The organism is Sulfurimonas sp. HSL3-7 (assembly GCF_039645985.1).
GTDB classification, from domain to species: Bacteria; Campylobacterota; Campylobacteria; order Campylobacterales; family Sulfurimonadaceae; genus Sulfonitrofixus; species Sulfonitrofixus jiaomeiensis.
Genome location: NZ_CP147919.1, coordinates 819479 through 840089, shown reverse-complemented (window position 1 = coordinate 840089; position 20611 = coordinate 819479). Strand labels below are relative to the sequence as shown.

19 protein-coding genes are annotated in these 20611 nt (G+C 45.5%); 3 read left to right on the top strand and 16 right to left on the bottom strand.

The window, feature by feature from the left end; translation table 11 throughout:
- Positions 1–19: 19 nt before the first annotated feature.
- The 12 genes from WCY20_RS04315 to WCY20_RS04260 all read right to left on the bottom strand — a co-directional run bounded on the left by WCY20_RS04315 (position 20) and on the right by WCY20_RS04260 (position 12939).
- Positions 20–535, bottom strand: a complete 516-nt coding sequence (locus WCY20_RS04315) for a hypothetical protein (RefSeq protein ID WP_345977276.1) — start codon at positions 533–535, stop codon at positions 20–22.
- A gap of 10 nt (positions 536–545) precedes the next feature.
- Entirely contained in the window at positions 546–1295 is a 750-nt protein-coding gene (locus WCY20_RS04310) for a hypothetical protein (protein ID WP_345977274.1), read from the bottom strand.
- Between the two features lie 12 nt (positions 1296–1307).
- A complete protein-coding gene (locus WCY20_RS04305; protein WP_345977273.1) occupies positions 1308–2417 on the bottom strand; it encodes a 4Fe-4S binding protein in 1110 nt (369 codons plus the stop codon).
- A complete protein-coding gene (locus tag WCY20_RS04300; RefSeq protein ID WP_345977271.1) occupies positions 2417–3037 on the bottom strand; it encodes a molecular chaperone TorD family protein in 621 nt (206 codons plus the stop codon). Before WCY20_RS04300 ends, WCY20_RS04305 begins: the two co-directional genes overlap by 1 nt.
- A gap of 79 nt (positions 3038–3116) precedes the next feature.
- Positions 3117–6536: a molybdopterin-dependent oxidoreductase gene (locus WCY20_RS04295; protein WP_345977269.1), complete on the bottom strand. Its 3420-nt coding sequence runs from the start codon at positions 6534–6536 to the stop codon at positions 3117–3119.
- Between the two features lie 12 nt (positions 6537–6548).
- Positions 6549–7457 (bottom strand): NrfD/PsrC family molybdoenzyme membrane anchor subunit, encoded by a 909-nt coding sequence (nrfD, locus tag WCY20_RS04290; RefSeq protein ID WP_345977267.1) that lies wholly within the window; start codon positions 7455–7457, stop codon positions 6549–6551.
- Positions 7457–8095 carry a 4Fe-4S dicluster domain-containing protein gene (locus WCY20_RS04285; RefSeq protein WP_345977266.1) on the bottom strand — a complete coding sequence of 213 codons (639 nt, stop codon included), beginning with the start codon at positions 8093–8095 and terminating at the stop codon, positions 7457–7459. The genes nrfD and WCY20_RS04285 overlap by 1 nt, the downstream gene beginning before the upstream one ends.
- 294 nt (positions 8096–8389) lie before the next feature.
- Complete coding sequence (locus tag WCY20_RS04280) at positions 8390–8893, bottom strand: DUF2231 domain-containing protein (protein WP_345977264.1); 504 nt, start codon at positions 8891–8893, stop codon at positions 8390–8392.
- Positions 8894–9047: 154 nt separating this feature from the next.
- The gene (gene hisD / locus WCY20_RS04275) at positions 9048–10340 is read right to left on the bottom strand and encodes a histidinol dehydrogenase (protein ID WP_345977262.1); all 1293 of its coding nucleotides are present in this window, start codon (positions 10338–10340) and stop codon (positions 9048–9050) included.
- 254 nt (positions 10341–10594) lie between these two features.
- Complete coding sequence (locus WCY20_RS04270) at positions 10595–11794, bottom strand: FAD-dependent oxidoreductase (RefSeq protein ID WP_345977260.1); 1200 nt, start codon at positions 11792–11794, stop codon at positions 10595–10597.
- A 137-nt stretch (positions 11795–11931) separates the two neighbouring features.
- Complete coding sequence (locus WCY20_RS04265; protein ID WP_345977258.1) at positions 11932–12369, bottom strand: thioredoxin family protein; 438 nt, start codon at positions 12367–12369, stop codon at positions 11932–11934.
- A 51-nt stretch (positions 12370–12420) separates the two neighbouring features.
- Positions 12421–12939, bottom strand: a complete 519-nt coding sequence (locus tag WCY20_RS04260) for a shikimate kinase (protein ID WP_345977257.1) — start codon at positions 12937–12939, stop codon at positions 12421–12423.
- A 268-nt stretch (positions 12940–13207) separates the two neighbouring features.
- On the opposite strand from WCY20_RS04260, the gene WCY20_RS04255 reads away from it, so the two are divergent.
- A complete protein-coding gene (locus WCY20_RS04255) occupies positions 13208–13507 on the top strand; it encodes a cupin domain-containing protein (RefSeq protein ID WP_345977256.1) in 300 nt (99 codons plus the stop codon).
- On the opposite strand, the gene WCY20_RS04250 is transcribed toward WCY20_RS04255, so the two are convergent.
- Positions 13487–14419 carry a 5'-nucleotidase gene (locus tag WCY20_RS04250; protein WP_345977255.1) on the bottom strand — a complete coding sequence of 311 codons (933 nt, stop codon included), beginning with the start codon at positions 14417–14419 and terminating at the stop codon, positions 13487–13489. The two genes, WCY20_RS04255 and WCY20_RS04250, sit on opposite strands and share 21 nt — an antisense overlap.
- 98 nt (positions 14420–14517) lie before the next feature.
- Between WCY20_RS04250 and fbaA the strand changes: the two genes are divergently transcribed.
- On the top strand, positions 14518–15597 hold the full coding sequence (gene fbaA / locus WCY20_RS04245) for a class II fructose-bisphosphate aldolase (protein ID WP_345977253.1): 1080 nt from the start codon (positions 14518–14520) through the stop codon (positions 15595–15597).
- A gap of 175 nt (positions 15598–15772) precedes the next feature.
- Here the strand turns inward: fbaA and WCY20_RS04240 are convergent, their stop codons facing one another.
- The 3 genes from WCY20_RS04240 to WCY20_RS04230 all read right to left on the bottom strand — a co-directional run bounded on the left by WCY20_RS04240 (position 15773) and on the right by WCY20_RS04230 (position 19585).
- Positions 15773–16699: a 1-aminocyclopropane-1-carboxylate deaminase gene (locus WCY20_RS04240; RefSeq protein ID WP_345977252.1), complete on the bottom strand. Its 927-nt coding sequence runs from the start codon at positions 16697–16699 to the stop codon at positions 15773–15775.
- Entirely contained in the window at positions 16671–17510 is an 840-nt protein-coding gene (locus tag WCY20_RS04235) for a peptidylprolyl isomerase (RefSeq protein ID WP_345977251.1), read from the bottom strand. Before WCY20_RS04235 ends, WCY20_RS04240 begins: the two co-directional genes overlap by 29 nt.
- A 110-nt stretch (positions 17511–17620) precedes the next feature.
- The gene (locus tag WCY20_RS04230) at positions 17621–19585 is read right to left on the bottom strand and encodes a response regulator (protein WP_345977250.1); all 1965 of its coding nucleotides are present in this window, start codon (positions 19583–19585) and stop codon (positions 17621–17623) included.
- 289 nt (positions 19586–19874) lie between these two features.
- Between WCY20_RS04230 and nth the strand changes: the two genes are divergently transcribed.
- Complete coding sequence (gene nth, locus WCY20_RS04225) at positions 19875–20531, top strand: endonuclease III (protein WP_345977249.1); 657 nt, start codon at positions 19875–19877, stop codon at positions 20529–20531.
- Positions 20532–20611 lie beyond the last annotated feature (80 nt).

Genomic DNA, 20611 nt, shown 5'->3' with positions numbered 1-20611 from the left:
TTACCTATATTGAAGGATTCTAGATCATCATAGGGTCAAATGTCGGCTCGATCTCTTCATAATCATCTACGATCTGATCAAACATCTTTTGCGTCTTTTTCACTTTGGCGATATAGCTCTCAAATATCTCTTTTGAGGACGGAAAAGCTTCGCTCAGCTCCTCATAGATCAGCACACGTCCGTTCATGTGCTTGTTGAACTCATCAAAGGTTTTACGCAGGTACTCGCGTTTTGTTGTGTGGCGGAAAAGCGCTTTGATCATCTTATCGCGTTCTTTGATCGGTAGAGACTCGTCTATACCTTCAGCCACGCGCTTGATATCGATACGTGAAAGATAGACACCGCTTAACACCGGTGCCAGCAGCTTACTTTGAAGTTCATCCACAAAAGCCGGATACGGCTCTTCGTCAACGGCATCACCGCGGTCCTGATCATCGGTATCACAACTGCCGCTCTCGTCGCTCATACATTTCTCATGCACGAACTTATCAAACTCTGCTCGCAGTTCATCCAGTTCTTTATTATTGTTGATCATCTTTTTCCCTTTATAGATTCTTGATATAGTTGTACGCATTTTGCGTCAGATGCTCCAGCATCAACGCATAACCGATATAGTTGCTTCCAAGTTCGCCTGCCATCTGACGCAGCGGTGAGTACTCTCTGTCACTCTTCAGATCGACAGAGAGTGCCGGAAGTTTGGCGATCATAGAGAGTGATTCCGCCGTTGATGCATCAATAACAACGTCATATTCGCTTAAATCGACACCTTTGGTCAGACGGTTTATATCGATCTCTTTGGAGAGCGATTCACTCATCGTCATCAGTGATTCGATATACTCGTGATAAAATGCGACAGTGTACTTTTCATTTTTGACAGCGATCGCTTTGGCCAGTGCACCGGCACCTATCACAGCGATCTTTTTCACACCCTTGTCATTAAACAGTTCAAAAAGAGATTGTACCGCAATAAAATCGCCGCTGAGTTTTTTATCTTTGACCAGCACGACATCACACGCACCGCACAGCTCTGATAGCGAACTCTTGGCATCAACGATCTCAACGGCATCTTTTTGATACTCTACACCGATAAAAGCGCCTCTCAGCTGAGCATCTCGCATATTCGAGAGCGTAAAATAGAAATCATCTTCACGGATATTCATCGGGATCATCATCGCATCATCACCTGCCGCTTTGAAAAGACGGTTCAGACTTACCGAAAATCGGTTTTGCTGCGCCTCTTCCGCTATATATCCAAAAAGTTTGGTCTGTGCGCCTATCTGATTGGCTTCGTTCATATTTCGTCGTCCTTACATATCATCGGTAATGCCCCATAGTTCTCGTGCCTCTTCCTCTTCACACTGACACTGATAACACATCTTGGCTCCTTCAAGCGAAGTAAAAAGGCGGCCGCATTCATCACAGTTACGTACATCAAACGTCACCAGGTTCTGAACCCGGGGTTCAAAAAACTCTTTGATATTGTACGAATCAGAAAGTGTCAGGGCATCAGGTTCACACACATCATGGCAGATATGGCACTTAATGCACAGAAACGGATCGAAATCGATCTTCGAATTGCGCACGTTGGAGCTCAGGGAACCTGTCGGGCAGACCCGGTAGCACATCTGGCATGCGGTACATTTTTCTTCGTCAAAAAGTTTCTGTGACGTAAAGCTCACTTCATTGGCGTCAACGACATGATAGCTCGACGGCTTATCTGCCCGCTTAAGTGCCGTAAATAGCAGCTTACGTTTGTCGGGTATGCCCTTCTGTTTTAACTGCGAAATTTTATCGGTTGAGATCGTGTGTTCTACCAGGGCATCTGTAGCGATCTCCACCTCTCTGTCAAACTTCTGTTTTGACTTGACAGCATTTTTAAGTGTCAAGGCACGAAAAAAGTCGCGACGGTCACCTTCTTGAATCTCGATCTTCTCTTCGGGCATATAGGCGACGTTTTCCGATATGACACTGCCCCTGTTTTCCATCGCTTCAAGTATGTAATTTGCCTCTTCGGCATTCTGTTCGATCTGCGACTTACAGGTATGTGCGATATCACACTCTTCGCAATGCCCCATATCAATAGTTATGCCCTCTTTCAATGAAGCAAGTCCGATCAGATGTTCAACATTCAATACCGACAGACAAGGGACATTTTTTCGGCACGAGATAAGCGCGTCCTCATTTGAAGCGAACTGGAAAAAGAACTCGGTTGCACTGAAGTCATCAAGTGTCAGTGCCTCGGACGGGCAGACACCGGCACATCCGCCGCAGGCGACACACTGAGAAAAGTTGATTGAGGGAAGTGCCCCATCGACAACAATAGCATTGGTAGGACAGATAACCTCACACTTGTTACATTCACTGAATTTGGCGAGCGAACGTACACAGGCAGCGGTGTTTAGAGCGATTGCAGCCATTATTCCGCCGAGAGGCTCTCATTTACGGTTTCATTATCGGAAAGAATAAATTCCAAAGCCATTTCACACGCATCGTAATAGAGCGGTGTACGTGATTCATACTTAGCATTTATCAGATAGAGAGGCGCCCATTGAAGCAAATGTTTGTTTAAAAACTCTTTCTGTGCTTCGAGCAGATGGCGAACGGATTCAGCATCGTTCTCTTCCATTGCTTTGATCTGCGCTTCGCAGAGATGATGCATAAACTCAAATTCGACACCGATATGGTCCGATGAGACAACACGGGCGATCTCATAATCGACAATAAAATCGTAGGCACTGTACATGTCCGTCACCGGATTGGCCCCGCCTGTTTCTACCTTCTGGTCTTCACGGGTATAAAAGGTCTCATAGGGTATCAGGTGCAGAAGTGAGATATTGGTGAAATCCGGGTTAAGGTACTGTTCTAAAACTTCACTATTTTTAAGAGTACTTAGAGGTTCCCATGTTTTGAGGTTTGGAAAAAACTCCAAGATCTGGTCATCGTTTTTAATAGTATTGAGCATCTCTACATCGAGCTCTTGCATAAGTATTCTTGAAAGTAGTGCGTAGATATTACTACGGGCTTGTGTCTGTTCCATATTTTGTGTTTATCCTAGGAAAAATAATGAGGATTGTAACCAAGTAGGCTGAAAGCCCACTTGAGAAAAAGAGTTACTATTAAACGTCTTTGATATTAACCGCATAGGCTTTTTCTGAAAGAGCAACCCATGGACGTTTAATATGTTGTGGACGACGCCATTTGTTTGTGGAGTTAAGCGGACGAGTCAGCTCGTCTCTCCACGCTTGGTATGTTTTAAAGTTATTTTCATAGTTGACATGAATGTCACCGATGCTGTCACCCGCTTGTGCAGGTTCCAAGATAACTTTTTGGTGCCAACAGTGCATACCCGAGATCGGATCCGGGTGTGTTGCGGCCACGGCATTTTGCCATGAACCTGAAAGACCGTCCCACCAGATATTGTCGCTGTCTTTATTGTATGCCGCGAAACGGTTGGTATGGAACGGTTTGATGCCTTCAACATATTTCAGTGAACCGACTTTGCCGTCCGTAACCATCTCGGCAACCGGAACACCGAAACTGTTCATTCCTGCAGTACCGTCATAATCTTCGATCTTGATCTGGGCACCATCGCGACCTGCATTTTCAGGTGAAGCTGCCATGAACTTAGGATCATTCATGTTACGGGCAACCGGTTGAGAGTCTACCTTACCGTCAGTTACACCGTTCGGGATTGTCACAGCATTTTTAAGCTTCCAACGACCACCGTGGTGTGAACAAGCGAGTGTCCCCGGAAGTACACCCTCAGTCGGTACTGCCATTGCGACAAAGTAACCGCTCTCAAGACCCGAAACCGAGTCAACAATACGTACACGAATTGCGTCACCGCGTTTGAAACCTTGACGCTTGGCATCTTCGGTTGAGATCCAGATTGGATCGTGGTTTTGCGAGATCTCCATAAGGTGCTTTGAGTTCGCAGAACGCGTGTGAATGTTGTACGGAAGACGGAAGACCGTATTCAGTGCATACGAATTCTCTTCTGTCATATACATGTGGTTGACGTGAGAGACGATGTGAACCATCTCTTTTTTCTCCTCTTCATTACGAGGGTAGAAAGGAATCGCATATTCCGGCCATTTCCACTCATCCGAAGCGAACCATTCAGAGAAGAAATCAAGTTTTTTGTCAAGAGTCGCAAAACCTTCCATCTTCTTGCCGTCAATCTCAATACCGATCGGCTTTTTACCGTCAGGGTATTTCCATGCATCGCCGTGCGCTTCAGCTTTCATAACACCCGTACGTTTGTCAATTTCAACATGGTGTTTGTTGTACTTGTGACCGTGCGCGATGTAGTTCTCACCATCATCTTTAATCTCACGTTCTTGTGCAGAATAGATGTTGTTCTCTTCCATCCATGCACCGTGATCTCTCATATACTCATACACTGGGAATTCAGCGTCTTTGTAGCGAGGATCTGATGTAGCCGTAGACTTAAGGTTTGGCAAGTTGTCGCCAAATGCTGCGTCATACCACTCAGCGATGGTAACAGGTTTACCAGGGTTCTGTTTAGATTCCCACATTTTCTTAATGCCAAGAGAACCGTCCGGATCGATGTAGTTAACACCCATATCAAACCAGAATTCATTCTCTTCCCAAACCTCACCGAGACCGGCTTTGATGTGCGCTTCAAGTGTAGCACGATTAGGATTTTTAGGCTTCCAACCCGCTTTTTCAAGCGCAACACGCATAACCGGCTGACGGAACGATGTCCAACGTGCAGGCATCGTCGCTTCGGAGTGTTGATCGTGACGCTCACCGGCAAGACCTACCGGAAGAACGTAGTCAACATGCCAGTTTGTCTCAGACCATGTCGGTGAAAGGTTAAAGGTAAGTTCCATTTTAGACTCGTCTTTAAGCACTTCCAACCAGCGGAAACCGTCCGGATTGATCCAGACAGGATTGTACATACGTGGAATCCAAACAGAAAGTTTAGTCGGAACGTTCAGACCTTTTTTGATCCATTTTTGCTGCCATTCCGTATCGGTTAGAAGGTGCGGCAACAGGTATGACATTTCATACGTTGAAAGCGGCCATTCCGGCGGCCATGTAAGTTCGTTCCAGACATCGACTTTTGGTACGTTGGCTCCACGAGCGCCCTGACCGACAGTTGCTGAACCGCCTTTACCGGCAACAGAAATAACGTGCCAGTGGTGGAAGAAAGTACCACCCTTAGGACCGATCGCACCGCGCAGACCCAGCGCAAGATAACCTGTACGTCCAGAGACCCAGCCACCGCGGTTACCCGCAGCCGTCGCACGCCAGAAATATGAAGCGATCGACGTATCAGCCCAGATAAACATCTCATACAGTTTCTCAAGTTTGTACGCAGGCACATGAGACTCTTTAACCGCATAATCAAGTGTATAAGGTGCATACATCTCTTTAAGCATATCCATATAAGAGTCGAAACTGTTATCTTTCGGAAGTGCAGAGATATACCCTTTTTTAACCATGAAGTTCAGATAATCTTTGTTATCCATCATCACTTCCCAGTTGAACCATTTACGTACGAACTCTTTATTGACCTTGTCTTCTTGCAACATTCGTTGTACAAGGTAAAGATAGATCGTCGGTTCAGTACCAGGCCATGCTGCGATCCAAAGGTCTGCCATACCGGCAGAGTTTGACATACGCGGGTCCATTACGACAAGCTTTGCACCTTTTTTACGTGCATCGGCAATGTGACCTGCTGCTTGTTGGAAGTAGTGTCCTGCATCCGCTGCGTGCGATGAGTTTAGGAAAACAAGCTTCGCATTAGCCCAGTCCGGAGACGTACGGTCATCATTTGCCCACTGAATCGTCGGTGTACGACCACCCGAAGAACAGATGTTCGTATGTGAATTGAACGCGTCCGTGTTCAGTGTTTCCCAGAATTTACCGGTAAAACCGTTCTCATTCGGACGTCCAACGTGGAACATGACCGTTTTCTTGGAGAGTTCGTCACCTACGCGCAATGTATCACCCATCTTCTTACCGATAGTTGTCATCGCTTCGTCCCAAGTGGTACGAATCCATTTACCTTCACCGCGCTTAGAACCCGGTGCGCGTTTAATAGGGAACGCTAGACGATCCGGATCGTACATCTGTGACTGTGTCGCATAACCTTTTGCACAGTTACGTCCGCGAGAACCCGGGTGAAGCGGGTTACCCATATACTTTTTAACGGTAAACGTCTTTTTGTCGATCCATGCTGTCAGACCACAAGACGCCTCACAGTTCGAACATGCTGTCGGAACGATCGCAAAATCATTGACGTAGATACCATCCGGGTTCTCTTCACTTTGAACACCCTTGCGAGCGATACCACCGCGTTTCCAGTCTTGACCGTCAAGTTCTTTAAAGTCATCCCACTGATCAAGCGGCGGATAGAAAGATAGTGAATCAGGCGTATTGGTGAACTTGCTGTCACTGACTGATTCCGCAATAGCGTCTGTTGTAAAGACGCCCTTTGCAATTGCAGCGCCGGCGACTGAAAATGCCGCGCCTTTTAAAAATGTTCTTCTGCTTTCTAAATACATTAAAATCCTCTCTTAACTCATACTTAATAGTTGTGGAATGACAAGCCATACATGCTTGACAACCCATAGACCGGCAACAGCAAAAAGAGCTGCCAGCTTGAGAATGTTTTGGTTACGGTTGACAATGCTCAGCGTTACAAGTACGAACGGTACGATAAACGCTGTAACTTGACCGACCCAGAACATTGTCTGGTACTCGCCGCCATTTTTAACATATTCCAGAACGGCCGCAACTTCTTCCGCTTTCATAGGGCCGAAGACAAGTTCTGCCATATAGAGAATGAAAGCTGCCAATGCACTGAATGCCAGGATAATACCCATGTCACGTTTTGCTTCATATGAAAGCTTGTTCATGAAAGTATCCATCAGAAGGATCGTTGCTGAACCAGACAGTGTCGCAGCAAGGATCATCTGCGCTGATTCCGTCGGCATCTGCCAAAGTTCACGCGCTGTTGATTGTGCCATCAGACCTGCAGTATACAGCGTTACCGGAATCGCAAGAACCGTCGTCCAAAGCAGTACTTTGTCAAACAGTGCATCATCTTTTTTGATGAAACTTGCAAAAAGCAATAGGAACAGTAGACCGACGAACAGTGTTGCCATCCACGCACCTACAGTAATTGCTGATGTGAAGTGTGGGTGGAAAAAGATGTGCCAGAATCTGAACATCTGGTGCAGGTCGATTACAGTAAACAACAAGAAGATATGAATAAAGACCACTGAGATCAAGGCGACCGGAAAACGGAACGACGCTGACTCTGTCGGATACTTTTTCAACAGGTAGAAGAGCATAAAGATCACACCTGTACCGATAGATTTAGCCCACATGTTCATTGTGATGATCCAACCCCAAACGATACCCGGAAGTGCGACGTCAAGAGTAACGACGGCGTGTGTAGCTGCAATAGATTCATGTACCATTAGTGGTGCCCTCCTATTGGGAGATGTGTCAATTTGTTGAACAGTGAGTGCCCCTCTGCTCTAAATGATGCAAGTGGATTCAGTGTCACGTTACCTCCGCCTACGTAGTAGTGGTGAGGATTTGTCCCTTTTTCAGGTTTACGGACTTGTACATCGCCGTTGTGTTGCATGATATATTTGGAGATATTCGACGTCGGATCTTCAATATCACCGAAAATGTTTGCTTCAACCGGACATGCGACAACACATGCCGGCATCATTGAACTGGCAATACGGTGTGCACAGTAAGTACATTTGTCTGCCGTCTGTGTTTCAGGGTCGATGTAGATCGCACCGTATGGACATGCCATAACACAGCCCGCACAACCGATACAACGCTCTTTATCAATATTTACGATACCGTTTTCGATATAGTGAAGAGCGCTTACCGGACAGATACGTTCACACGGCGCATTCTCACAGTGGTTACAGCGAAGCGGTGTAAAAGTACGCTTTGTTTCAGGAAACGTACCTACATCAACATATTTAACGCGAAGACGCCATGTAGAGAGAGGAACTTCGTTCTCTACCTTACAAGCGATCTCACATCCCTTACAACCCATGCATAGGTGTAAGTCAACGAGGAAACCTAATTTCATCCATTCTCCTTGTGCCAGATATAAAGTAATAGCGGTCATTATGCCAACTAATGCAAATCAAAAAACCTGCTTATAATTCGCACAATACGGCATTTACACTATGGTGATGCTACCCGATTATGCATTAACTGAAACTAAAATCATCATAAAGTTTTGATAAAAATTTGATAGGGTGAGAAAAAAAGGAATAATTAATTTTTACTATATTTTGGAAGGATTAAAATGCGTCTATTCCGGGTTATTAACTTGCTCTGGATATACCCCAGAGCAAGCCCGTATAAAGGAAGGAATCTTCTATTCTTCCTCATCTTCAGCTTCATCATCTTCTTCGATGTAATCGTCCGGGTTTTCCAGACAATCAAGACCATCGGCATGTTTTTCAACACCGGCGCCATATTCGTAGGTCAGTTCTCCACCGTCTTTGCCTTGGATAAAGACAGCTCCAGTCGCCGCAAGCAGAAGGATGAGAGCAAGTGCCTCAAGCTGGAACTTCTTCATCTGACAACCCGCGAACTGGATAAGCGTGATCACACCAAAGGCGATGGCAAGGTAAAGACCTAAGGTCTTATGTTCGATGAGTTCATGTTGCCCTTCATCACTCAGAAGCGGGTAAGCGTCAGGACCGGCCTGGGATCCAGTGTACCATGCTGCAATCACACCGAGTGCTGCGAAAACCAAGAGACGGGAATAGATCTTCGACATCCCCTCGCTGCGTGTGGCCATATAGATCAGACCGAAAACTGAAGCCACTACGGGCAATACAACCGCGAAATGCGCTGTTGCTGGATGTAACATCATTACATACTCCTATGTTAAATTGGTCATATCATACACAAAAGTTATATTAATGTAAATAGATGCAGTTTCTGATTTTCATACTTAGAGCAATGAGGGATGGTTTTTAGGAAAGCGTCACCGTCTTGACCTTCAGTGTGTCTCGACGGTTTTTATATTATTTATTTAAACGGACACGGACAGACTGTTCGTGGGCAGTCAAGCCTTCGGTATTGGCGATCAAGGCACACGCCTCACCGATCTCATTGATAGCCGTATTTGAAAAGGCGATGATGGATGACTTTTTCATAAAGTTCTCTACACCAAGCGGTGAATAGAACTTCGCTGTACCGCCGGTCGGCAATGTGTGGTTAGGTCCGGCGACATAGTCACCGATCGCCTCAGGCGTATTGTGGCCCAAAAAGATCGCACCGGCATGTTTGATGCTTGGCAGCAGCTCAAACGGGTTGTTCGTTGCCACCTCCAGGTGTTCCGGTGCAATATCGTTCATCAGAGCAATGGCTTCATCCATTGTCTCGGTCACGATGATCGCACCGCGCTCTTCAATCGATTTGCGTGCGATCTCCTGACGCGGAAGTTTTTGCAACCAGTTTTCGATCTCAACTTTTACCGCATCTGCAATCGCTTGTGACGGGGTCATCAGGATCGAACTTGCCATCTCGTCATGTTCAGCTTGCGAAAGCATATCGATCGCAAGATGGTTGGGGTTGGCACTCTCATCGGCCAGAATACCGATCTCGCTCGGTCCGGCGATCATATCGATATGGACTTCACCAAAGACCATCTTCTTCGCAGTCGCAACAAAGATGTTACCTGGTCCCGTAATTACATCAACTTTTGGAATTGTCTCGGTTCCATAGGCCATCGCTGCGATCGCTGAAGCACCCCCGACTTTATAAACTTCACTGACGCCGCATAGATGGCACGCTGCCAGCAACAGAGCATTGGGTTCATTGTCCGGTGTCGGTGTACAGACAATGATCTCTTCGACACCGGCAACCTGCGCAGGGATCACGTTCATCAACAGTGACGATGGATAGGCTGCTTTACCTCCCGGAATATAGAGACCGGCGCGATCGACTGCAGTCACTTTTTGCCCAAGGATCGTCCCGTTGGCTTCCGTGTCAAACCACGATTTAGGAAGCTGCTTCTCATGATAGGCTTTGATACGGTCATACGCCAGGTGCAAAGCTGATTTTAGTTCAGTATCCAACTCCTCATACGCTTTTTGCATACTTGCTGTATCGATTTTCAGTTCATCGTCACTTTTCGGCGTCCAGTTGTCAAACTTGCCAATATGTGTTTTCAACGCACTGTTCTTGTCCGCCTTGATCTCTTTGATGATCCCGCCGACGATGCCTGAAACATGTTCTATATCCATCTTCCCGCGTTCAAGGAGCTCGTTAAAAAGAGTATTGAAATCAGTATCACTTGTCTGTGTAAAAATCATGCTGCTTCTCGAATTAGGCAAATATGCCCTTATTTGTGTGCAATTATAGCGAAAATTATTTTTGTGAAGATGGAGACATCTCTTGTAGCGTGTTTTAAATGTAGTGCCTGGACGGGAACACCCTTTTCACTCCTAATCAACAACCAGCTATGCAGAACGGAATTTTGAATCCGGACAGCCTCAATAGAGCTGATCGGGCAATCACTTCTTCTCGCCTTGATGAAAGCGATACCTATCGAGACACGCTTAGAACATCATCCCTTATGCATAGCCTTGTAAGCCTTTAATGCACGCCGATCCAAAAGATATTTATAACGCCATATAATCGCTTTTTTAAGCAGGTATCCCAAAAATCCCGAAAATTTAAAGGTGTTAAAAAGGATTACTGCAGCATGATGACCGCCCAAAGCGACTATCATCCCCTGTATCCCGATGAAGGCATGCTGAGGGCGTTCTCCTTTCAGCTGCGCTTTGATGTTCTTGGCAACCACCTCGGCCGATTGCTCGGCTGCATTGGCGGTTGCGGGGATGATCTTGCCTGCAGCATCTTCCAGGGCGGCGATATCACCAACGGCATAGACATTCTTATGACCGCTGACCTGCAGGGTGGGACCGACGATGATCTGATCTTTCTTATTGAGTGAGCAACTCACAGTCCTGGCCAACGGGGAGCCCTTTGTACCGCCTGCGAAGATCATAAAATCGAATTTGATACTGCTGCCGTTATTGAGCAGCACCTCATCTGCTCTGACCTCAGAGATGCGGGTATTGTAAAGTACCTTCACACCCAGATCTTCCAGACGTTTTCGCGACTTTTCCTGAATATAGGGGTTCGTCCCCTCCAGCACTTTGTCGCGCGATGCGATCAGATAGATCTGTATCCCTTCGCACATCATTCTGTTGTCTTGGACAAACTTCTTGGCATAGTGGCCCATTTCAGCCGCAATCTCAACACCGCTGAGTCCTGCCCCGCCTATGACGACATTGAATGCCTTGCAAAGCAGGTCTTCTTCACTCTGCATACTATCATACAGTTGACATTCAAACTGCTGCTTAAACTCAAATGCGCGATGAAGGGTTTTCACCCCATGCGAATACACTTCGAGTCCGGGGATCGATGACGGAAAGTTGGTGCAACTGCCTGCGGCGATAACAAGATAATCATAGTATAACGACTCCTCCGCACTTTTTACACACTTGGCCGAAAGGTCGATCGCTGTGATCTTTGCTTTTTTAAAGACAGTGTTCTTATAGCGCTTGCACAACGCGACCAGATCGACGGTCACGTCAGTGATCGTCACGGCATTGGCGATAAGAGCATAGGCTTCGGTCTGCAGATAATGGTAAGGGTTCTGATCGATCAGGACGATCTCGAGCTCTTCAATACTGCTCAACCGTTGCATCACACGAACACCGCCATATCCGCCGCCGACAATGATGACTCTCTTTTTCATGCTGCCTCATCATATACTGTTATTAAAAATCATAATAGCGTAAAAAACTGTTAAGAGCAAAATATTTTTCCAGCCGGCAGCCGGAAAGAGAGGAAGTTTTGGAGAGGATGCCTACGGCAAGCATCAGAGCTGCAAGCCTACTTGTTTGAACGCGCTTTTAATTTTTCTCGTTTAATAAACTCTTGCTTGACAATATCAATGGCTTTCAAAAAGTTTGATGCGTCAACAGCGCCCATGATCGGTTGAAACATCGGCTCGCCCTTTTCATCTAAAAACCAGATCGCCGGTGTTCCCGGACGCCATAGTTCACGCGGCAGATAATCACCATCGTCACTATAAGAGACAACCGGAACAAAATTCTGATTGAGTTCATTCACAACCGTAGAATCACGCAATGTCGTTTTTTCCAGAATAACACAATACTTGCAGCTGTGTCGCGAAGAGATAAAAATCATTGGTTTGTTCTGCTTTGTCGCTTCCGCGACACCTGTCTTGTAATCTTTGGCCCAATTGATCGATGATGCGGCAAAAAGTGTTGAGGCCAGCATCAAAAATGTAAATACTATTTTCTTCATCTATTTTTTCCTTGTGATTGTTGCATTTGATTGTAGCATTAAAAAGTAACCCTATTCAGAATGTTTGGCTGTTTTTTTCAGGATCTCTTTGGCAATAGTTGCATAATCCTTGCCACTGACATCAATAACGATATCGGCAACCGCCCTGTAGTGCGGCTCGCGCTCATTATAGAGGGCTTCGGCTTTATTAACATCTTGAAAGAGCGGCCGCTTCTTGAGTTTCTTTTGGGCATTTGGATGATCGATAATGCGTTGATAGATGGTCTCAAACGGTGCATCCAAAAGCACGATCTTGCCGATTTTCTGAAGTTTAGGCACTTTATAAAAACCGCCGCCCGTAGAGATGAGCGTGTCGTTGACGCTCTCGCGTAGCCATTTAGCAACACGCGCTTCAATCTTTCGGAAATAGGGTTCGCCCTCTTCCTCAAAGATCTTTTTGATCTTGCGGTTTTCCATACTCTCGATAATGTCATCCGTATCGATCGCGACCATGCCGCTTTGGCGAACGATCTCACGTGCGACTGAGCCTTTGCCAACGCCCATAAAACCGATTAAAACGATATTGTTCATCTTCTCTCTTACTGTATAGTTTGCGAAATCATAACATATCGTTTGTAAAAGGGGTAAACGTGTCATCGCAGCATGCACTCAGGCATAGAAAAAAAATAATAGAGAGTAGCGAACAGCCATCGTTGTATGGCATCACTTTTTCATGCCGTTAGGCAATGTTCTTCTCTCAAAGACGCTTTGATACTGCTTGCCATGCTCCCGCATCATTGTCATTGCCAGGCCTATTGTAGTAAAATCACGACTGACACAATCTTGACAAAGGTCACTAATGGTGAATATATTTGATCACGCTATGCCGGAAAGAGGCAAAGAAAACATTGAAGAACTCCTCAATAAAAAGAATGTCGTCATCAACCGTATCGTCTCCAATGACGTTCAAAATGGAGAGTGGTACGATCAGTCTGAGGATGAGTGGTTTGTTTTGCTCGCAGGTGAAGCGGTTGTTGAATTTGAGGATAAAGAAAAAGCTTTGAGCAAGGGTGATACCTTCTTTATTCCGGCACACTTGAAACACCGCGTTAAAAGCACCTCACAAAAGGCACTCTGGCTAACCGTTCATATCCTCTGATCCCTGCTTTTTCAGAGGTGAAGTGCTTTTATAAGGCACCTTCGCTGAAGGTACTTTTTTGGAAGCGCTCTGCAGATGAAGGTCTTGATCATCGAAAAAGATATGCGCGTTAAAAGCACTCAACACCTCATCTTTACTGAGTCCGCCGAGAAAAAAGGCCTCATCCACGCTCACACCCCAGGTACGAAGTGTCTGTACGACCCGTTCATGCGCCGGCGAATTGCGCGCCGTAACAATGGCAATACGTACAGGAGACTTCTCTTTCGGAAAATGGTGCTGAAGATAAGAAAGAGTCATCAGTAGTTTGGCAAAAGGACCCTCTTTCATCGGTGTATTGACATTCTTTTTCTCATGCTCCAGAAAGGCTTCAAGCCCCTGTGTTTTATAAATATGTTCGCTCTCTTCCGAAAATAGGACCGCATCAGCATCAAAAGCGATGCGGATCTGCTCTTGATCGAGGCTCTGATCTGCCGGAGGGGCATAAAGAGAGGCCGCTGCGACGCCTGAGTCGACTGCGGCCTGCACATCTTCGTCTGTCTTAGAGAGGAAAAGGTCCACATCAAAAGCTTTGAGATAGGGCGAAAGTGGCGTCCCCCCGCTAAAAGCGGCCCGCGATATCTCCAGCCCGTAATGGCTGATCGAGTTAAATACACGCAGACCGGTATCAGGAGAGTTGCGTGACATAACGATCACCTCCACCAGTTTTTTGCCGCTGATTTTGTTAAGACGCAGAAGTGCTTCTACCAAAGCGAATGCGGTCCCTTTTGCCAGTATCTTTTTTTCGTTTTTCAGCTGGTGGGCACGATAGGCATCCAGCCCCTTCTCTATAAAAACGGCATTTGAATTTTCCAGATCAAAAAGTGCACGTGAAGAGATACCTATCACCAAAACGTCTGTAAGGTCCAATGCCATCAAAGCTCCTTGATTACTAAAATTTATCTTATCTAAAAGAGTCTAATAAAAGTATCTCTCTGTTATAATTACTCTATTAAATTAGTGAGGTTATATCTATGGCACAAGGTATTTTAGATTTGGTTAAACCAGGCGTATTGAGCGGGAATGATGTACAAATAGTTTTTGCAGCAGCCAAGGAACAGGGCTTTGCTCTTCCAGCTGTCAATGTAGTGGGAACGGACTCTATCAACGGTGTCCTGGAAGCCGCAAAAAATGTAAACAGCCCTGTCATTATCCAGTTTTCAAACGGAGGCGGTCTCTACTATGCCGGCAAGGGTCTGAGCAACGAAGATGAAAAAGCCGCCATTGCAGGAACCGTCTCCGGTGCAATGCATGTGCATATGATGGCAGAGCTCTACGGTGTTCCTGTAATCTTGCATACAGACCATGCTGCTCGCAAACTTCTCCCTTGGATCGATGGCCTTCTCGATGCCGGTGAAGATTTCTACGCCACCCACGGGAAACCGCTCTTCAGCTCTCACATGCTTGACCTCTCCGAGGAGCCGATTGAAGAGAATATCGCGACCTGTGTGGAATACTTTAAACGCATGAACAAAATCGGTATGACGATCGAAATCGAGCTGGGTGTCACCGGCGGCGAAGAGGACGGTGTTGACAACTCCCATATCGATAACGCCCTGCTCTACACACAACCCGAAGAAGTTTGCTACGCATACGAAGAGCTGAGCAAGATCAGCAAACACTTTACGATCGCGGCATCGTTCGGTAACGTGCACGGCGTCTACAAGCCGGGGAACGTTGTCTTGACACCGACGATCCTGGACAACTCTCAAAAATATATCGCCAAAAAACATCATACGGAAGAGAAGCCTGTCGACTTTGTTTTTCACGGAGGATCAGGTTCAACGCTCGAAGAGATCCGTGAAGCGATCAGCTACGGTGTCATCAAAATGAACATCGACACCGACACCCAATGGGCGACCTGGGATGGTGTACGTCAATACGAGGAAAAATACCACAACTACCTGCAAGGACAGATCGGCAATCCTGAGGGTGATGATAAGCCAAATAAAAAATACTACGATCCGCGTAAATGGTTGCGTGCCGGACAGGAAGCACTCGTCAAACGTGTCGAACTTGCCTTCAGCGACCTCAATGCACTCAATAGAAACTAAAAACTTTAAAATCGCTCCTATGGAGTGATTTATCTCTCTTTCACACTATTTTCACATTTTACTTATCTATACTTTTACTGTATCTGATCCAAAAGGGGCATAAACAATTCGTTTGGATCAGGTGAAACCTTTTTGATGATTTGATCCAAAACGGGGCATAAACAATTCGTTTGGATCAGATAAAACCTTTATGGCGATATCGTTCTATCATCGAAAGGTTTCCTTTAAGACCACCGCTGTGAACATAAAGTATATCACCCTCTATCCAGTTTAACTCCTTATATAAAGCAATCAACGTTTTTGGCGCATAAAGCAGATCTATCTCAACACCTTGACGTAATAACTTTTGATAAAGCTCTAAATATTCCGGATACATTTTAGCAAAGCGGTACCGTTTTTCCGTTTCAAGAATTTGCAGGTTTTTCGGCAATGGCCCCAAATAGTGCATCTGTTCGATCAAATAGGTTTTCGTACCGATCAATGGTGTGGTCAAAACAGTGATATCAGGCATAGCTGCTGCAAGGAAATAGGCTGTAGTCCCTGTTCCGGAAGGCGTCACGACTGTGAGTTTCTCTATATTGTGCTCTATTTGCCACACTTTTATCTCTTCGGCTAACAGTTCCACCCCCTCTTTTGCACCTAGGTCGGCACCTCCCTGCGCTAAAACAAGATCATCTTCGTTGACCTGTATCCTCGAATCTGGAGTGGGACTGTAGAGCGACTGCACCACCTCCCGATACGCATCGTGCGTAACCTCGATAAGCTTCATGCCGTCGGAAAGTGCCGCTTCAAGGTTGCCGGTGGGGTTCTGTTTGAGTGTCGCTGAAAGTTCTTTAGTGATGTAGATGAACTCCCACCCTTTGCGTTTGCATAAAGCGGCAATGGATGCCATCGCGTTCGACTGGTTCCCGCCGTAAGAGAGGATACGTTTATACTGTATTTTTGGGGTATTTAGTAAAGAGTAAAGTTTTCGAAATTTATTACCGCTAAGATCTTCATCAAGAAGATCGTCGCGTTTTATATAGAGTTTTCTGCCCTGAAATTCAAATAATTCAACAGCTGAAGGGAGTATGTTACTTTCCGTACGTGATCTTTGCCGCATCCGTAAGCGCTTTCATCTTCTGTTCCATCGCTTCTTTGAATTTTTCCATCTTCAATTTTTGTTCAATAAAGCTTTTAACTTCATCAAAACTGAGTTTTTTGCCTTTTATCTTGTCTTCGAGGTAGATGATGTGATAACCGAACTGAGTTTTTACCGGTTCAGCAGTAATTGTACCCACCGTCATAGAGAAAACTTTATCGTTGAACTCCGGAACCATCTGGCCACGTGGGAATGAACCGAGATCACCGCCTTTTGGACCGCTAGGACCTGTTGAGAACTTTTTCGCTGCTTCGGCAAAAGCAGTTTTTAGTGCATCGCCTTGTTTCGCTTTAAGATCATCGATAATATTCTTTGCTTCTTCTTCTGTTTTTACAAGAATATGACGTGCGTGGACCTTCTCTTTTTCAACAAACTCATTGGCATGGGAATCAAAATACTTTTTGATCTCTGTATCAGAGACCTTGATCTTGTCAAACTGCTGTTTTTCCCATACTTTAGATGCCAGCTGTTTTTCGACGCGTTTCATTACCTCGGCAAGCTCATCTTTGTATTCTTTTGATGTGAGTACTCCGCTTTTTTTGGCATCTGCATAGACTAGTTCCTGCGCGATCATACCTTCTACGATACGTTTGCGAAGTTCATCCTGTTTTGCTTTTGGCAATGTGTTGAAACGCCCTTGGGTTCCTTCCATCAGGACTTGATTAACTTCATCTGAAGTAATCTGCGTACCGTCAACAGTCGCTACAATTGATGCAGCTGCCATCGAACTTAATAATGCGGTTGTTATTAATACTTTAAATGGTAATTTCAAACGTATTCCTTGGATTAATATCTAATGCTGAAGTATAGTCTTGCTTATTAAATGAAAGATTAATCAATGGCATTTCCAAAAGCGGAAATGGCCAAGGTAGCGATGCTGTCTTATTGGACAATTGCCACTTGAAGATGTTTTTCTAAAATATACTCCAACTTTGCCCGGGTCAACGGTTTGGCCAAATAGTCGTCAAGCCCTTCTTGGAGGATATTTTCCCTGTCACCTTCCATCGCCAAAGCTGTCAAAGCGATGATCGGCATCGGATGATTTTTCATAAGTAGGCGTTCTTTAATCTCTTTCGTGGCGATGATACCGTTTTTAACCGGCATGTCAATATCCATAAAAACAATATCGAACTCCTGATTCTCACACTTGCGGACACCCTCTTCTCCGTCAGAAGCCGTCGAGACCTTCAGGTCATACTCTTGTAAAAGAATAGAGATAAGCCGCTGATTGATCAGGTTGTCTTCAACAACAAGAGCGCGAAGCCCCTGTTGATTGAGCTTTTCTTTTGCACTTTCAGGTTCCTGAAGCTTGAAGGCCATACTGATATGTTCCGCGATACGCGTCGGAAGCAACGGCTTGTTGATCACATAATCAACAATATGGGTTGTACGGGTCTGAAGTTTCTCGCCGGCGTCAAGGACCAGAACGACATGACATTTTTTACGATAAGTACCCAGCTTCATCAGCCATGCAGATTGTTCTTGTGAGGCAACCAGATAGATCATATCCGTATCATTGTAGATCGTCTCGTCAAGCATATGCACTTTGTCGACATGCAGTCCAAAACCGCGCAGATAATTGGTCAGCAAATTCGCATCATCAATCTTCTTGTCGTCAAGCAGTGCCACTTTTACACGTTTGTTCTCAACACTCTGGAACGACTGCTCTTTTGCTGCCGGGAAGGAAAGCGCAAAACTAAATTGCGAACCGCGGCCCTCTTCCGAAACGATTTTAAGATTACCGCCCAATAATTCAACAAGACCGTGCGAGAGGCTCAGCCCGATGCCAAGACGCTGATCTGCCTGTTCTCCCGCTTCAAACGGTTGGGTCACTTTGGCAATCTGATCATTAGGAATCCCTTTCCCTGTATCACGAACCGTGAAACCGATCGTACACCGGCTTGCTTCAGCCCACTTCAGCAGCTTGACTTCCACGACCACCTTCCCGCCTCGCGGGGTGAATTTCAAAGCATTGTTTATAAGGTTGTTCATGATCTGTTTAAGTTTGCGTAGATCACCTTGAATGTAGGTCGGCAGTTTCGGTCCGACAAAGAACGAAACACTGACCCCTTTATCCCTTCCTTCTGAAGTATAGAGTTGTGCCATCTCTTCCATTTCGGCGAAGAGGTTAAATTCACTTGTGTTAACGGTGAATCGGCCGCCTTGCATCTGAGAAAGGTCCAGCAGACTCTCTATATTAGTCATCAGGTTGCGCGCCGAAGAGTGGATCATATGGATATATTCATTTTGGCTTTCTGTGGGGTGCGTATGTTCAAGCAGTTCCACAAAACCCAGAATCCCGTTCATCGGTGTTCTAAATTCATGACCGATATTAGCCAGAAACTTCGTTTTAAGCTGCTCGATCTCCTGCGTCTTGCAGAGTGCATTTTCAAGTTCAGAGACATCATCCATCTGCACTAGGTAGAGATCGACCCCATTTTGTTTCAAGGCACGCACTTTCACCCGGATATGTCGGTTGGTACCGTTTTTGTCTACAACAGTGACACGGTACCCTTCTTCGCTCTTCTGGTCTTTGATATAATCGAGCCATTTATACTCATCATCAGTAAAGACCTCTTCCGCTTCGCTCTCAAAGAGTTCTCTGATACTGGCATGTCTTTTTCTGAAATCTTCAATATTTTCGTAATCGAAAAGCGAGAAAAAAAGCTTATTGGCCCCCAGCCAGCCGCTCTCTTTTGTGTAAAAGAGAATAACGGAACAGTCAAGATCGAGGATCTGATAAAAAAGATCTTTACTGACGAATCCTTCTTCATCCATCGTTCCCGTTAACGATGTTTTTGGCTGCCGTGAAGAGAAGAAAGTATTAAACCATGTGAAAAGACCCATGCAGTCCCCTTATATAGATAATAAATTATTATAGTCAGATATTGTAGCAGATAGAATTGAATCACTGCTAAAAATGGGATGATTTCATGCTAAAATGCGGCTAATTTTTACAAAGTGAATATCAATATGACCGCCAGGGGCCATAATCCTGTGCAAAAACCACAAAAAAGGAGAACCGCTCACATAGCGATCACTCTCCGAAAATTGTCAGTCATAGTGTTAAATAATAGTAGGAGATGCTTCATGCCGAGTTGTACCAGCGCTAAAGTACCATGTAGGAAGGCACTGTATGCCGCGTCCTAAAAAAGCCACCAGAAAAGAGATCGCCTCGATCAAAGAGGCTTTTTTAGAACGTTACGATGCAGCCGTCACCGAACTGAACTATGCCAATGCCTTTGAGCTTGTCATTGCTGTAGCCCTTTCGGCGCAGTGTACCGATAAACGTGTCAACATGATTACTCCGGAACTTTTTAAAAAATATCCGGATCCGATCTCACTGGCCAGTGCCGATCTCGAAGATGTCAAATCCATCATCAACACTTGCTCATTTTTTAACAACAAGGCCAAGAATCTTATCAAGATGGCACAGCGTCTGGTGGAGGTCTACGATGGCAAGGTCCCGCTGGATGAAAAAGAGCTTGTCACGCTGGCAGGGGTCGGACAAAAAACGGCACACGTCGTGATGATCGAATACACCGGTGCCAATCTGATGGCGGTAGATACCCATGTCTTCCGTGTCGCACATCGACTGGGGCTCAGTGATGACGAAACCGCCCTGAAAACTGAAGAGACCCTGGTCAAAAAGTTCAAGACCGACCTGCATGCACTGCATCAGGGGATGGTCCTTTTCGGCCGCTACATCTGCACTGCCCAAAATCCAAAATGTAATTCTGAATGTTTTTTACAAGAGTTCTGCAAAAGTAAAAAGAGTTTTAAAGCGCGGTAACGTTAGACAATTATAAAGAGCGGCATACCTGAGAAGGCAGCCCAAATTTGCCTGTCAATAAACGAACAAAATTTTAAAAA

Bases quoted from the DNA above. Each gene is read 5' to 3' on its own strand.
- WCY20_RS04280 (WP_345977264.1), bottom strand. From the start codon at position 8,893: ATGATGTTACATCCAGCAACAGCGCATTTCGCGGTTGTATTGCCCGTA.
- WCY20_RS04230 (WP_345977250.1), bottom strand. From the start codon at position 19,585: ATGGGTCTTTTCACATGGTTTAATACTTTCTTCTCTTCACGGCAGCCA.
- WCY20_RS04265 (WP_345977258.1), bottom strand. From the start codon at position 12,369: ATGAAGAAAATAGTATTTACATTTTTGATGCTGGCCTCAACACTTTTT.
- nth (WP_345977249.1), top strand. From the start codon at position 19,875: ATGCCGCGTCCTAAAAAAGCCACCAGAAAAGAGATCGCCTCGATCAAA.
- WCY20_RS04300 (WP_345977271.1), bottom strand. From the start codon at position 3,037: ATGGAACAGACACAAGCCCGTAGTAATATCTACGCACTACTTTCAAGA.
- WCY20_RS04250 (WP_345977255.1), bottom strand. From the start codon at position 14,419: ATGGCATTGGACCTTACAGACGTTTTGGTGATAGGTATCTCTTCACGT.
- WCY20_RS04260 (WP_345977257.1), bottom strand. From the start codon at position 12,939: ATGAACAATATCGTTTTAATCGGTTTTATGGGCGTTGGCAAAGGCTCA.
- WCY20_RS04255 (WP_345977256.1), top strand. From the start codon at position 13,208: ATGGTGAATATATTTGATCACGCTATGCCGGAAAGAGGCAAAGAAAAC.
- fbaA (WP_345977253.1), top strand. From the start codon at position 14,518: ATGGCACAAGGTATTTTAGATTTGGTTAAACCAGGCGTATTGAGCGGG.
- WCY20_RS04315 (WP_345977276.1), bottom strand. From the start codon at position 535: ATGATCAACAATAATAAAGAACTGGATGAACTGCGAGCAGAGTTTGAT.
- nrfD (WP_345977267.1), bottom strand. From the start codon at position 7,457: ATGGTACATGAATCTATTGCAGCTACACACGCCGTCGTTACTCTTGAC.
- WCY20_RS04295 (WP_345977269.1), bottom strand. From the start codon at position 6,536: ATGTATTTAGAAAGCAGAAGAACATTTTTAAAAGGCGCGGCATTTTCA.
- WCY20_RS04240 (WP_345977252.1), bottom strand. From the start codon at position 16,699: ATGCGGCAAAGATCACGTACGGAAAGTAACATACTCCCTTCAGCTGTT.
- WCY20_RS04270 (WP_345977260.1), bottom strand. From the start codon at position 11,794: ATGAAAAAGAGAGTCATCATTGTCGGCGGCGGATATGGCGGTGTTCGT.
- WCY20_RS04305 (WP_345977273.1), bottom strand. From the start codon at position 2,417: ATGGCTGCAATCGCTCTAAACACCGCTGCCTGTGTACGTTCGCTCGCC.
- WCY20_RS04285 (WP_345977266.1), bottom strand. From the start codon at position 8,095: ATGAAATTAGGTTTCCTCGTTGACTTACACCTATGCATGGGTTGTAAG.
- WCY20_RS04310 (WP_345977274.1), bottom strand. From the start codon at position 1,295: ATGAACGAAGCCAATCAGATAGGCGCACAGACCAAACTTTTTGGATAT.
- hisD (WP_345977262.1), bottom strand. From the start codon at position 10,340: ATGATTTTTACACAGACAAGTGATACTGATTTCAATACTCTTTTTAAC.